At 58.5% G+C, this 14,293-nt stretch carries 10 protein-coding genes and 1 tRNA gene; 6 read left to right on the top strand and 5 right to left on the bottom strand.

Features of this window, described 5'->3' with window-relative positions:
• The first annotated feature begins 46 nt into the window (after positions 1-46).
• A complete protein-coding gene (locus tag DKK75_RS05395) occupies positions 47-2,704 on the top strand; it encodes a multicopper oxidase domain-containing protein (protein ID WP_258333169.1) in 2,658 nt (885 codons plus the stop codon).
• Between the two features lie 231 nt (positions 2,705-2,935).
• Here the strand turns inward: DKK75_RS05395 and DKK75_RS05390 are convergent, their stop codons facing one another.
• A complete protein-coding gene (locus DKK75_RS05390; protein WP_110452425.1) occupies positions 2,936-3,505 on the bottom strand; it encodes a TM2 domain-containing protein in 570 nt (189 codons plus the stop codon).
• Between the two features lie 1,018 nt (positions 3,506-4,523).
• Here DKK75_RS05390 and DKK75_RS05385 point away from each other — a divergent pair.
• Positions 4,524-4,940 (top strand): hypothetical protein, encoded by a 417-nt coding sequence (locus DKK75_RS05385; protein WP_146208616.1) that lies wholly within the window; start codon positions 4,524-4,526, stop codon positions 4,938-4,940.
• Positions 4,941-5,174: 234 nt separating this feature from the next.
• Positions 5,175-5,642 carry an NUDIX hydrolase gene (locus DKK75_RS05380; protein ID WP_110452423.1) on the top strand — a complete coding sequence of 156 codons (468 nt, stop codon included), beginning with the start codon at positions 5,175-5,177 and terminating at the stop codon, positions 5,640-5,642.
• 216 nt (positions 5,643-5,858) lie between these two features.
• Here DKK75_RS05380 and DKK75_RS05375 read toward each other — a convergent pair.
• Positions 5,859-5,935 (bottom strand) — tRNA-Arg (locus DKK75_RS05375).
• 44 nt (positions 5,936-5,979) lie between these two features.
• Positions 5,980-7,875: a 1-deoxy-D-xylulose-5-phosphate synthase gene (locus DKK75_RS05370; protein ID WP_110452422.1), complete on the bottom strand. Its 1,896-nt coding sequence runs from the start codon at positions 7,873-7,875 to the stop codon at positions 5,980-5,982.
• Positions 7,876-8,053: 178 nt separating this feature from the next.
• Here DKK75_RS05370 and purE point away from each other — a divergent pair, with 178 nt between their 5' ends.
• The 3 genes from purE (at position 8,054) to DKK75_RS05355 (ending at position 10,217) form a co-directional block, all read left to right on the top strand.
• Positions 8,054-8,560, top strand: a complete 507-nt coding sequence (gene purE / locus DKK75_RS05365; protein ID WP_110452421.1) for a 5-(carboxyamino)imidazole ribonucleotide mutase — start codon at positions 8,054-8,056, stop codon at positions 8,558-8,560.
• Positions 8,544-9,710 (top strand): 5-(carboxyamino)imidazole ribonucleotide synthase, encoded by a 1,167-nt coding sequence (purK, locus tag DKK75_RS05360; RefSeq protein ID WP_110452420.1) that lies wholly within the window; start codon positions 8,544-8,546, stop codon positions 9,708-9,710. Before purE ends, purK begins: the two co-directional genes overlap by 17 nt.
• 69 nt (positions 9,711-9,779) lie before the next feature.
• Positions 9,780-10,217, top strand: a complete 438-nt coding sequence (locus DKK75_RS05355; RefSeq protein WP_110452419.1) for a Fur family transcriptional regulator — start codon at positions 9,780-9,782, stop codon at positions 10,215-10,217.
• On the opposite strand, the gene DKK75_RS05350 is transcribed toward DKK75_RS05355, so the two are convergent.
• Entirely contained in the window at positions 10,195-12,804 is a 2,610-nt protein-coding gene (locus DKK75_RS05350) for a bifunctional lysylphosphatidylglycerol flippase/synthetase MprF (RefSeq protein ID WP_110452418.1), read from the bottom strand. The genes DKK75_RS05355 and DKK75_RS05350 overlap by 23 nt on opposite strands.
• Positions 12,805-12,837: 33 nt before the next feature.
• On the bottom strand, positions 12,838-14,223 hold the full coding sequence (locus tag DKK75_RS05345; protein ID WP_110452417.1) for an alpha/beta hydrolase: 1,386 nt from the start codon (positions 14,221-14,223) through the stop codon (positions 12,838-12,840).
• Between the last annotated feature and the right edge of the window lie 70 nt (positions 14,224-14,293).

The following is a 14,293-nucleotide window of genomic DNA, read 5'->3' as shown; positions in this document are numbered from 1 at the left end:
ATAACCATCAAATCAATTATCAACCCAGGACAAGGCGGACAGACCTATGCAGAACGACCAGAAAATGCGCAAGTCCGGCGGTAAAACGGCCTTGCCCAGGTCCAGGATGGCCCTTCTCATAGGCGCAGGTCTTGCTGCATTGCTTGGCCTTATAGCGGCGCTGATTCGTGCGGATCTGATCCATCCTTCAGACAGGGTGCCCCTGGCCGATCTGCACGGCGGACTCATGGTCTATGGGTTTTTGGGCGCTGCCATTGGTCTTGAGAGGGCAGTGGCTTATCGCAGCGGCGGTTCCAGCAAGCCCTCCTGGGGATTTTTCGCCCCTGCCTTGGGCTTGCTGGGGTCTCTGCTCTGCCTGCTGTCGCTGATGGTCTCGGGCCGCGCTGCTGCCCCATCATGGGTCAGGGTGGAGCTTTTTGGCGGCATTCCGTGGACTTTGTCCATGTTGGTCCTGACAGCCATGTATCTGGCTATCTGGCGTCGGCAGCCTTCTGCAGAGGTGCTCATACAGGTCCTCGGATCCCTGGTGGGTCTGGTCGGGGCCGCTGGCTGGGTTGCGAGATTGGATGCCTCGGTTCTAGCTCCAACCTGGCTTCTCTTTCTGATTCTGACCATCGTCGGGGAGCGGGTGGAACTGGCCAGGGCAGTCTTTTCGGATGCCCGTCTTGAATCGGGGATTCTGGGTCTGAGTCTTCTGACCGTCCTGATGCTGCCTGTTCAAGCCATGGCGCCTTCGGTCGGCTATCCGCTTCTGGGGCTGGCTTTGGGCCTGCTCCTCCTGGTCATGGCTAGTCACGACGTGGCCAAGGGTACCTTCCGACATGGTGGCCTGCCAGGATTCATGGGCACCTGCATGCTGTCGGCCTACGCCTGGGGGCTTCTGGCTGCTCTCATATGGATGGCGGCACCTTTGGATTCCAGCACCTACTGGGGCGATATGGCGCTGCATGCCTTGGCTGTGGGATTCATTATGACCATGGTCATCGCCCATGTCTGCATGATCGTCCCCTCCGTCATTCGCAGGCCACTGCCTTTTCATCCACTCCTCTGGGGTGCCTGGGCGCTTATGCAGGTCGGCTTGCTGATCAGGCTTCTTGGAGCTATCCGGCTCTACACGCCTTTATGGAAGGCGGGGAACCTGCTGAATGTTCTGGGAATCCTCTCCATGATGCTGACCGTGGTTTACCTGGCTGCTCGTGGCAAGCAGGTCCTGGCATCCAAACGCTACCGTCGTCGCCAGCCAGAGGGCTCTCCGGAAACCGAACGGCTAGGAACACTTGCCCTGAGGACGGATCTGGTTGCCACTTCAGCTACTGTGCTGGTCCTGGTGGCCGCCGTGGTCTTGATGGCTATACGGCCAACGCTGGCTGTCTCGGTCGGGGCATCGCCCAGTGCTGGGAGCGTTCGGGACGCATCGTCGAAGAGCGTTCAGCCGACCGGACACACCAGCAGAGCTTCAATCAAGGTGAAGGGGATGGCCTTTGTGCCGGATACCATCACCATCGATGCAGGCGACCGGTTGGTTGTAGATTTTCAGAATACCGGGGATCAGCGGCATGACTTGGTGTTTGCCAATGGCAAGAGCACAGGATCCGTGCCTGCAGGCCAGAGCGTCTCGGTCGACGTAGGCGTCCTGGGCGGCGACACATTAGGATGGTGCTCGCTGGCAGGACACCGTCAGATGGGCATGGAGCTCAAGGTCAAAACCAGGGGTGGAACAACTACCGAGCAAGCGCAGTCCTCCGCTCCGAAGATGACTATGAACCAGGCCCCTTCGGCAGCCAAGCTCAAGTTGCAGGCTGAGAAAAGCGACCCCGCCAAGGCCGCTCTTCCACCCCTGGATGACCAGGGGAGGGCTGGTACTAGAAAGTACACTCTGGACGTCAAAGAACGCAAGGAGCAGGTGGCAGCAGGGCTTGAGCGCACGGTCTGGAGCTTCGATGATGCGAGCGATCCGCGGGATAGGGGATCGCGTCCCTTAGCTCAGGGTCCGGTGCTCAGAGGTCGGGTGGGAGACACCTTTGAAGTGACCATCAGAAACAAGGGAAGCATGAGCCATTCCATTGACTTTCATGCTGGCCCGGCAGTTCCGCAGACCATGATGCGCAACATAGACCCTGGCAAGGAGCTCATATATACCTTCACCGCTGATCGGGCCGGCATCTGGATGTACCACTGCAGCAGCGACCCCATGTCAAACCATATAGCCAACGGCATGTACGGGGCTGTGGTCGTGGATGACGGCACCCTGCCGCCAGTAGCTGCTGAATATGTTCTGGTCCAGTCCGAGATCTATCTAGGTTCCAATGGAGGTGCTGCCGATGCTGAAAAGGTAGCGGCCATGAGCCCGGATATCATGACCTTCAACGGGCGTGCCTTTCAATATGACGCCCACCCCCTCACGCTGGAGAAGGGGCAAAGAGTTCGCATCTGGGTTCTGGACGCCGGGCCTAACCAACCGCTGTCCTTCCATATCGTCGGAACCCAGTTCGATACTGTCTGGACCGAGGGCCGTTATCTGATAGGCGGAGATTCGAGAGCGGATTCCGCTGCCTCATCAGCCGGAGCTCAGGTCCTGCCCCTGCTGCCGGCCCAAGGCGGCTTTGTAGAGCTCAAGGTCGACCAGCCTGGTGACTATTCCATAGTCAACCACATCATGAGTCTGGCCGAAAAAGGCGCACATGGCATCCTACGGGTGTCGTGACGAGGCAAGTGGCTTTTGTTTTTTAGCCAGACGTCTCTGCCAAGTTTGCGGACGGAGCTGATCCTTGATTTCGCGCCGATCTTCGACCTTACGGAAGGTGGTGTCTGAGCGGGCGCCTGTGCCATGCCCTTCTGATTGTCTCTGGTTTTCAGTCGAAAGGATGTTGGAATCCAAAAGCATCCAAGGCAGTTGCAAGCAGCCAGGACCGGTGTAGGCCGGGTCCGTGCGCTTTCAATCCTGCAGCTGCAGCCCCTTGCCGTCCATATGGTAAGGCGAGCCTGGATGCGAGCCAAGAATCTGCGCGCCTTCTACGATGGCCCAGATCGAAGAGATGAGAGGGCCGATAAAGAGGACGAAAATCGTGATCAGCAGCTGGGCGACCCCTCGCCCGGTCTTGCCTAGATAAAAGTTGTGTACGCCGAAGCTGCCCAGGAAGAAAGCCAGGATGGCTGCCGTGACTTTTGACTTGTTTGACATGCCCGGTCCGTTGACATACTGGGTCTGGAGCTGCCAAGGTTGAGCCTGGGACGGTTCGCTGCTGCCGTTGGATTGTGGCATATATGCGGTTTGGTCATAGGGATTCTGAGGTCCTCCTGGGATGTTCGAAGTCCGCCAAGGCTGATCCGCGTTAGGGTACTGATTGGCTGCTTCCGAGGGATTTCCCTGCTGCGGAGCAGACCCGTAGCCGTAGCTTGACGATTGTTGGTCGTATCCGTTGTAGCCGGAGTAATTCCCGCCTGCCTGAGCCGGGTCTTGGTTGTCCCCTGTTTGATGGTCTATTGGCTGATTCCAATCGTTCATGGCTGCCTTTCCTGTGGACGTCGTTGCCGGAATACACCATTATAACGCTAGGAGGACTTGGTTTCCGAGAATGCCCGGCATTGAAACCAGATCAGATAAGTCGTGCCGGAAGCAGAGCGGGAGAATTCGTCATCCATCGATCCTTGCCTGGCATAAGTGACGTCATATAATTCTGAGCTGCGCGTAAACAGACAACGACAGGTTTGGACAACCAAATGTAGAGGCCGGAATTCATTCAACCCCGACTTTGCTGGGTGCATCGAGACACAGCTTGTGCCAGATGAGGTCTTCCTCGAAGAGAACGGAAGCATTAGAAATATTGCCAGATCAGATGCAGGCCGATCCCCTTGAAATGTGCGATTGGATGATCCATCTGCTTGGCAGCGGCTATCGGTTGAGAACGAGATCATGCTGAATGAACCGGTAAGAAGGAGGTCTAGCATATGGACATGAGTCGGTTCGTACGCTCGGATGCTATTATGTCAACCGATTTTGATTCAGAGGACGGCTGAACGATTTGCTGACATTCTCAGAACCGCATTTCTGTATAGTACTCATGTACTTGTGGCCGTATCTATTTTTTGGCATTCGGCCCTGAAGCCGTTCTTGGTCTTCTGGGGCAGAGCGGTTATGAGAAGCCCTTCCTCACCATATCCGGCAGACAGCCGACCTTGGAGCCAATGCCTGCGGGGATTCACTATAGAGTCCCGGGATAAGCAGCATCAGCTTTTATCAGGAGAAGAGGCGGTCAGTCTGCCGGATATAGGTACGCTGCGTCCTTTGGAATATCAGGTTTTACAGAAGACAATCACTTCTGAAAAAGTCGACGATTCGCTCCACAAGCCAGGGCTGTCTTGAACAAGCATGCAGGGGAGCACTGGTCGATAGCTCAGAATACCGCTTGCTTGTACTATGCGTACTGTCATCGTGATCAGTCTGGAGGCTCCTGTCGATTGCCTGCGTACCTGGTGATCGACAGCTCGGCGAACGAGACAGGAAAAACTGTCTTTAGGATGTTTTGAGCAAAATCAGCCACGAACCGAGAAGGCAGGCGTGCACTGATACTGTCGGGCCAAGTCATAGAAGTATCGGGGCAGATGTCTTACGCCTGCTTTGTGCAGTTCTGCTATCAGTCAAGAAGCGCGATACAGCAGTGACCTGGTTGCAGGCCGGATGCTTCTGCCTCTGTGCAGCATCGGTATATTCGCAACATTGCTTATTGTGTGCAAAAGTCAGCATCGCAGTTGACCCGGGGCAAGACAACCCAAAAATTATCAAGCAGTTTGTTGCAACTCTGATCATCGCCGCTATATCCGTCATCTGTGACACGATCATTTTTTCAGGCTCTGTGTCTATTATCCTGATATTGATAGCGGCCTGGTTTATTGAAGTTTTTCCTGAGTTGCCGACGATGGCGGAGTGGATGTATGACTAGCATTCGGCGGCACAAATCATGGTATTCGCTCAACAGTGAAGCCCGTTTGAGTATGCCGAAATCATCAACCAAGACGGTGGATGCGAAAAATGTAGATCCGCCAGGGCGCGTAGGCCCTTTACAGAAAATAAGGCATCGGGAGGTCTTCACGGAAACCGGGGGCGCTGACTTCACTGTGTCTGCTGTGGATGTCAAGGCAAGAAAGACAGGCGCTGACATGACTTTGCACGTGGCATCTGTCAAACAGGGTCGACCAGGCGTCATCTGAGTGACAGTCATTCAACGGGGGAAGGGGACTTTTATCTGATTGCTCGCCATCGGCGGGTTGCCGTTGGAGATTGGTCGTCGGAATTTCCGCGAGGCATGGGGGAGCAAGGTGAAGATCCCCTGACCACAGCCATTGACGAATTGCATGAAGAGACTGGATTGTGGGCGCAGCCTGATGCCATCCGTCAATTGCATAGGCTTCATGCCGATGCCGGAATGGTCCAAGACGACGTGCGGGTGATGGAGATGCTGCTTGATAGCGCTTCGTCCATTCCTGCAGTCGATAGTGGCCATCACGGCAGCGATTGGGAACTGGAGGATCTGCAATTGCTGCGGTCAGCTGACATAACCAATATGATTCGTGATGGGCTGCACATTGACGGGCCTACCATCGCTGCATGTTCAATACGGGAAATTGATAAGCTTAGCCGGTGATCTTGTCTACGATCCATGAATTTTCATTCCGTTGTGCAAAGCCCGGACTGCTTGCGCACTTGAGATAGCAAACCGCCGATCATGAACAAACCGGTGTCGGTAGTTGTCAGCTACCGGAAATCGTCATACTCGTTAGTATTTCGTCTTACACATTATTTTATGAGATATGAGCTCAAGTTGACTCCCCGCTTCCAGTAAAGGAGCGGGGAACCCGACTGGTGACCCCGGAGAGATTCGAACTCTCGACCTACAGATTAGAAGTCAGTTGCTCTATCCAGCTGAGCTACGGGGCCAAACCATTTCATTGTACCCGCCCGGGTCCACCGGCGGGTCAGATCTATGAAGCCTGGTCGACTAGGGCTTCCGATATCGCTCGAGTCATTGCAGGAACGGTCATGCCATATCCTTCCAGCAGGGTGGCTTGGGGAACTCGATCGTTGAACTCCTTGGCTGCTCCGAAGGCCAACGTGTGAACCTCAGCAGGTCCGTAGTAGGCTGCCACGGCCTGTCCCCAGCCGCCGTCCAGTTGGCCGTCCTCGATGGTGACCACCAGAGAGTGGGTGCTGGCCAGGGCATCCAGGGTCTGCTCATCCAAACAGTCATAGCGATGAGGATCTACCAGTGTGGGCTTCAGCCCCATGGACCTCTCCAAGGAATCAGCAAGGCCGCAGCCCAGTGGCAGGGCATCGCCCAGGGCCAGCAGGGCCACTGTTCTGCCTTTTTGCAGGATGCGATAGCGATCCCAGGGGGCAGCGTCCGATCTGCATGCAGCATCGGTCTTCAAGGGTTCTGGAGCCGTCGCTACTGGCTTGCCTGCCCGTTCTGTCGCCAGCGTGCGCTCGCCGGGCACCCTGATGACCACAGGCCGCCGAGCCGGACCGGTGGCCCATGCCAGCATGTCCAGAAACTGGTCCCCGCTGGTCGGAGCCAGACAGGTCAGTCCAGGGATTCCTCGCATCATGACCATGTCGGCCGTGCCTGAATGCGTGGCATCGGTTTTGGCGATGCCGGTGGAGAAAACCAGCAGAGTCACTGCGCTGCCGTTCAAGGCCATCTCCTGCTCGATCTGGTCGTAGGCCCTCTGAAAGAAAGTAGCCGAGGTAGCGACCACGGGAGTGCCTCCGGCCTTGGCGATGCCAGCGGCATAGGCTATCGCGTGGGATTCGGCGATGCCCACGTCGCGGTAGTGGTTTCCGGCCCGCTGTCGGAAATCGGGATCGATGCCGTTTGAAAGCGGCGTGGCGGGGGAGATGACCATCAGGCCCGGCTCTTGCGGGAACCTGGCCTCCAAGGCCTGCATGGCCATTCTTCCGTAGGTCTTTCGTGAATTGGGCAGGCGATTCAGAGAGTCCAGCCCGTCCTGCCAGTGGTTGGCCTCCACCGGACCTTCGGCGGGCAAATCAGGCAGGGAAGTCATATGGGCTGTCTGCCCATCGCCCTGGGCTATGGAAGACGGGCCGGCCTGCCCCTGACTGCCCTGTCCCAGCCCCAGGCCCTTGCGGGTGTGAATATGGACCACCACCGGATGGTCGGTGTCTTTGACCAGACGGAAGGCCTCGATCAGGTCCTCGATCCGGTTGCCCTCCTCCACGTAGTGGTAGTCCAGTCCAAGCGCCCGGAAGGGATTGTCTGAGCTGCGTCCCCCGCTGGCACGCAGGGCCGCCAGACTTTTGTACAGCCCCCCGTGGTTTTCAGCGATGGACATCTCGTTGTCGTTGACCACGATGATCAGGTTGCCTCCCTGTTCGGCAGCCCAGTCCAGCCCCTCGAAGGCTGGTCCGCTGCTCAGGGAGCCGTCGCCGATGAAAGCGATGATGTTGGCCTTGCCGCCGGTAGCATCCCGCTGTGCGGCCATCCCGCAGGCCAGGCCGATGGAGGTGCCGGTGTGCCCCAGCATGAAGTCGTCGTAAGGGCTCTCCTTGGGCGAGGTGAAACCTGACAGGTCCTCCTGAGACTCAGGGTCCGTGTAGGCCCGGCGCCGACCGGTCAGGATCTTGTGGGTATAGGCCTGATGGGAGACGTCGAAGATCAGATGATCATGAGGCATATTGAAGACGCGGTGCAGGGCAATAATGGGTTCGATGGTGGCCAGGTTGGAGCCCAAGTGGCCGCCGTGACGTCGACAGAAGCGGATCAGGAGCTGACGGATCTCGTCGGCCAGACGGTTCAGCTCTTCTAAGGAGAGAACATTCAGATCCTGCGGGGAGTCGATGCTGTCCAGAAGCTTGCCCATAGCCCTCCTGTCTGTTTCCTTGATGCAATCCAATGATTCTAGGTCCGGAGCAGCGGTTTGGAGCCGTGAGAGCCCGATGTTCACCAGGTCTGGCCCTTACATCCATAGGACCGTCACGATTGGGCGGCTTCTCCCCGGTCTTGCGTAGTATCGAATGTGCATGAACATTGGAGGGCCGATGGCTGACAATACACATGAAGGGGCACGCGTCGCAGTGATCATGGGATCATCGAGCGACTGGGAGACGATGAAGGGAGCCTGTCGGATGCTGGACCGGTTCGCTATTGTCTACACCAAGGAGGTCATCTCCGCCCATCGCACGCCTGGGCGCATGGCCGAGTTCGCGCATCAGGCACGGAGCCAGGGCATCGAGGTCATTATCGCCGGGGCTGGCGGAGCAGCCCATCTGCCTGGTATGGTGGCGGCCCAGACCACCCTGCCGGTCATCGGGGTGCCGGTGCAATCACATGCCTTGAGTGGAGTTGATTCACTTCTGTCCATCGTCCAGATGCCTGCCGGCATACCTGTGGCGACCACGGCCATAGGAGCATCAGGAGCCGCCAACGCCGGTCTCTTGGCGGTTTCGATCCTATCAATCAACAATTCCGAACTTGCTCAGGCCCTGGATGACTACCGTACCGAGCTCGCTCAATCTGTGGAGGCATCCAATGCCCAGCTTGTCTGAGGAGACCAAGGGGAGCATTGATCACCTGGAGCCGGGGGCCGTCATTGGGATCGTGGGCGGCGGTCAGCTGGGACGGATGATGGCCCTGAGCGCCCGATACCATGGATTTCGCATCGGTGTGCTGGATCCTACGCCCGATGCTCCCGCAGCCCAGGTGGCTGATTTTCAGGAGACAGCCGACTACGACGACCTTAACGCCCTCACGCGGCTTGCTGAACGCAGCGATGTGCTCACCTACGAATTCGAGAATGTGGATGCCGACGCACTGGACCAGGTGAGGGATCGTGTGGCCGTCCCCCAAGGGACCGACCTGCTCAGGGTCACCCAGGATCGGGTTCACGAGAAAACATTCATCAACCGTCATGGCATTGATACGGCTCCTTGGAGGCAGGTCGACAGTCTTGATCAGTTGGATGCAGCCCTGCAGGAGCTGGGCATGCCTGCTGTGCTCAAGACGCGAACCGGCGGCTATGACGGCCATGGCCAAGCAGTGCTGCGCACGAATGAGGATTTTCAGGCGCTGATGGCGCGAATGAAAGGCCGGGACTTTCCGCCCTCCGTACTGGAGGGGTTCGTGGACTTCGCCTTCGAGGCCTCGATACTGGTCTCAGGCAACGGGAAGGATTATGTCACCTTCCCCATGGTGCGCAACGAGCACCGTCGCAACATCCTCCATATGACTCTGGCACCAGCCAAGGTCGAGCCTGCGATGGCTGACCGTGCGCGTGACATGGCTCTGACGCTCGCGGACGGCTTCAAGCTGGCCGGGACCTTGGCTCTTGAGCTTTTTGTCATGCCCGATGGCGGTCTGGTGGTCAACGAATTGGCTCCGCGGCCCCATAACTCAGGTCACTACACCATCGAGGCCTGCTCCATGGACCAGTTCGATGCCCATGTTCGGGGCATCGCCGGGTGGCCCCTGCCTAGTCCTCGCCTGCTCAGCCCCGCGGTCATGGTCAACGTTCTGGGCCAGCATGTGGCACCGGTCAGGAGGCTGTTGAGTAAGCACCCCGAATGGTCCCTGCATGATTACGGCAAGGCTGAGGTACGCACCGACCGCAAGATGGGGCATCTGACGGTGCTGACCGACAATCCTGAAAGGACCGCCCGGGAACTGGAGGCCACAGGTTGCTGGTCCGACCTGGACTGAACCGAATCCTCACATCTTTATCGGCAAGCCGGATGTAGGCTTGGGGGAGCCCAAGGAGTGTGTCTAATCATGAACGCTGACTCATCCGTCGGTCGCCGGACGTGGCAGAAAAACGCCGTTTGGAGAGTTCTCCAGGCCCAGAACGACTTCGTCTCAGCCAAGGAGCTGCACAGGCTTCTTCGCGATGATGGCCAGCGAATCGGCTTGGCGACGGTCTACCGTCAGCTGAGCACCCTGCATATGTCCGGCAATCTGGATTGCATTGAGCATGGAGGCATCCGGCTTTACCGGGTCTGCCTTGCTCAGCGAAAACACCATCACCATCTGGTCTGTGAACGCTGCGGCAGAACCGTGGAGATCAGCCCTCCGGATGAGGACTGGCTGAAGGCGGTGGCAGCTGAACATGGCTTTACTGTCTCCTCGCATACCTTGGAGGTCTACGGCCTGTGCAACAGCTGTCGGGACCGCTCTGATCAGATGCGCGTCAGTGATCCTCCCTGCCCTTAGGCATGATGGTCTTGATGGCATCCCAGGCCTGCGAAGCCTTGAGATTGGGCAGGTAGGCCTGGACTACGGCCAGTCCGATCTGCGCTAGCTGAGCCGGGTCGGGGTAGCAGATATAGACCGGGTGCTCGCTGGGCTGGAACTTCTTCTTGAAGAAGAAGAGCGAGCTGAAGCCATAGGCTGGTTCCATCAGGTCGGCCACCAGACGCAGGGCATGTTGCAGGAAGGCGGTCCGATCCTCGCTCTGTTCATCGGTGTTATCCTCGCTGCTGTCCATGCCGGCCAGCGGGGCGGCCGAAAGGCTCATGAATTCGGCTGTGCCTTGGTCGCGCAGCCGTTCGGCCATGCGCGCTATCAGAAACTCCATGATGCCATTAGGGCTGTCGGTCCTGTGCCGCATGAAGTCGAGAGTCCAGCCGATCACCTGGCCCTGACGGTAGGTGGGCATCCAGCTGGTCACGGCCAGCACTTTGCCCTGGCCATCTACGGCATAGAGGATGGCCATGCGCGGGTCTCTCAGCTCATCCAGGCCCCCTAGGGTGAACTTCATCTCAGGCAGCGCCTTGAGCTCAGCCCACTGCTCGGAGATGTCCACGATCTGCGACTGGACGTCCCAGGAGGCGTCGTTGAATGTGGTCAGCACGTCGGTGATGCTGTCGCGCTTGGCCTTGTTGATGGCTGTGCGAATGTCCTGCCACTTCTTGCCCTTGGTCTGCCAGAGGCTGGGGGTGATCACCATCTCTGTGCCGACTGTCAGGGTGGACCAGCCGCGGGCGGCCAGCAGATCGCGCTGGGGCTTGTGGATGCTATAGAAGACCGGTGACCAGGAGTGGGCGTTGCAGAAGCGCGTGAATTCGTCCAGATCGTCCGCATACTCGTCAGGGTCGCCGAATGGACCAGTGGTGGTCAGGGCTATGCTGTGCAAAAGCCTGTAGGCGATGGCCGATCGGCCGCTGTGAGAGAACCAGTAGCTGTTGCCCTCCCATGTGGTCATGAAGGACATGCTCTCACCTCCATGCTCCACCAGCTGATCGGCCTCCTGACGCTCGCTGCCGTTCTGGATGACCGAGCTGCGCATCCAGGAGAGCAGAACCACCAGGACCACTAGCCAGAAAATCAGCCCTATTCCGTGGCTGACTATTCTCCCCGTGGGGGTGCGTGGAACCAGGGCTGGAAGGAAGCGTGAAGCTACTCCATTGGGCAGGTAGAGCGCAGGCAGCTGGGAGAGTGCCCTGCCGGTAGTGGGCCGTGGATTGAAGGAGCCGGGACTGACGGCCGTGAATGCCATATAGCCCATGGCGGTGGTCAGGAAGGCCAGAACGATGGCCGCCCAGCCCAGTTGCAGACGTGAGGTCTTGGTCCGCACCAGGAAGATGCGCAGATTGCGCGCCAGGAACCAGCTGAGAATCAATGGCGGCAGGGTGATGACCAACAGCGAGGGCAAAGCGCCATGTCGAATGGCCTGGGCCAGGCCTTCTCCGATGGTCAGGGGGAAGACCAGGAAATAGAGCAGGGCCAGGACGATGTTCAGAGTGTTGAGAACCAGACCGGTGACGGCAGCGACTCGACGGCCGTGGTAGATGCCCCAGGCCACCACCAGCAGAACCAAGGTGGGCATGATCAAGGACGAGACGCCTGTGGGGCCATGGCCGTTCACCAGACCGTACTGGGCATAGCAGCTGGCCTGGTTGTTTTCGGCAAGGCAGTGGGATAGTGCAGCGTTGCCAACTCTAGTCGGGCTGAGGAATGTGCCCAAGGGGGTTAAGAATCCGGCGCGGATTCGCGAGGAGATGGTAACCACGGGGCCAAGAGCCAGCACCGTGGAGACGGCGCCCAGCAGATGACGGGTCTCGTAGGAGCCACTATGCCCGTGCGGATTGGCATCCTGGACTGGTCCATGCCAGAGGTGTCCGGTCAGGTGGCCGATCAAGGCTGCCGCAAGGGCGCAATAATAACCAGGATTGCCGGTATACAGCACTATAAGGATCAAAGCTGTGTAACCTATGGTGGCGATCCTGCGTCGCCAGAGAAAGTCGCTGAAAGGGATGGAGGCCATCAGGGAGCCGACCACCAGGATGATGGGGCTGAGCGACATGGGCACTCGTATGAACCAGGACCAATGGCTTTGGAGGGCATTGATCAGCGAGCAGATGATCAGACCGACTGCTGTGCCGCCTATGGCGCTGATGACTGCGGCCAGCACAGTGCGCCTGCGCCCTAAACGGGTTTCGGCGATGCACAGCATGACGAGGACCAAGGCTACGTCTATAGCAAGTTGCAGGGGGCCGGGAGTGATGACCAGGGATACCAGCAGTCGTGCGAACTGGAGCAGGAGCGAGTGCTGACCCTGTCCATGGAAGGGTCTGGACGCCTGAAGAAAGATCAGATCGGACAGAGGCATACCTAGCCGGGCTCTGCCGGGGATGCGCAGCAGCCAGATGAGCAGCCAGCTAATCAGATTGAGCAGGATCAGTCCGAGGCTGAAGGCCAGTGCTAAGGCGTGGCGTTTGGCCCAATGGGCCAAGTCTGTCAGAAGGACGGTCTTTGCTGAAGGCTCCATCAGTCCGTATCTCTTATTCGTTGTCTGCATGATCGATGCGGCTCTCTCTGCTTATGGATTCGGCTAGTCTGTCCTGTCGGCAGTTGAACCGATGTCTGCTACAACAATATCCGGAAAATCCTGGACCGGCTGGGACATTTTTCCCAAACCCATGGCCTCGCCCAGCCATTCCAGCCCGGGTTTCCAGGCGGCCTTGACCGTGTGCCAGTCATGGCCCGATCCCTGGGTGACGACGGCCTCCACGCTCATGCCTGCCTGGTCGGCGGCCTTGGCAATGATCATCATATTGTGTTGTGACTCTTTGTCGTTGGATCCAGCAGCAGTGAATAGACGCTGACTTGATGGAGCCCGCTCCAGGATGGCTCTGGCCGGGACCTGGGCCAGGAAGCGTTTTCGGTCGCCGCCGAAGTAGTCGTGGATCATCTGGTCCTTTCGACCCTGGGTCGGCTCCAGCTCCCCGTCGGCTGGAAGCATGTTCCCGTAGACGTCGGGATGCCGTGCTCCCAGCTGAGTGGAGCAGGTTCCACCTTGGGAGAATCCGCCGATGGCCCAGAGCTGCGGCTGACTGGCGACTGGCAGGTTGGCGCGGATCCAGGCAGGCACGTCATGACTCAAATAGGTCTCGGCTTTTCCGTAGACGGGGGAGTCCACGCACAGGCTGTTGTGGAACGAAGACCCGTTCTGGTCAGGGGAGACCACCACTGGAGCCAAGCCATGGTGTTGCGCGGCGTAGGCATCCATCATGGCCTGGATGGATCCGGCAGTGAAAAGCCGATCGGGGCTGCCGGGCTGGCCAGCCAGGAGGACGAAGACTGGCAGGGCTGGCGGTTTTTCGCTCAGCGCGGCGGGCGGCAGGTAGATATCGGCCGGACGGGCCAGAAATTGTGAGCTGTCATTGGAGATGCGCACGCTGTAGGAGCGGCCGCTGCGCGGATAGGACGGCAGATCGCCTCGGGAGGCCCGGGACCGCCATTGGGCCACGCTCATGGCCGGTCTGGCCGCTGGATGACTTCCGTAGTCCGGGTAAAGGGTGACGTCGAACAGGGATCCCAGGGTGGTGAACTCCCCGTAGATGATATCGACGCGAAGTCCGGTGGACAGCAGGCAGAGCAGGACGCTCAGGGCTGCAAGGAACCGACGCCATCCACGTGCAGTGAACAGGATGCAGATTGCAAACCCGGCAGCCAGGAAGCACAGGGCCACAGTGATGATGACCATCCAACCCAAAGATACCCCAAAGAGCATGAAGACGTCGGAGACCAGCCAAGTAGCCAGCAGTCCCAAGGCCCCAATGCCCACGGCAATGGCGAACTGTCTCAATAGGGTCCGCCAGCGTCCATGAGTCAGTCCGGTCAACACCAGCAGGACTAGGACCAGGGCCGTCAGGGTGAACATCGTCGCGGGCAGCCATCCCTGGGTCAGATGGACCTTTGCCAGCCATGTACCCATGCAATTCCTCCCAACCAAAATGTACCCGCAGCTCAGTATAGAGAATGTACGCGGACGAGGGCCATTTTTG

Origin of the sequence: Bifidobacterium asteroides (genome assembly GCF_003202695.1) — a bacterium.
GTDB lineage: Bacteria > Actinomycetota > Actinomycetes > Actinomycetales > Bifidobacteriaceae > Bombiscardovia > Bombiscardovia asteroides_G.
Note: the sequence above shows the minus strand (reverse complement) of the source record. Positions and strands in the feature narration are given on the sequence as shown.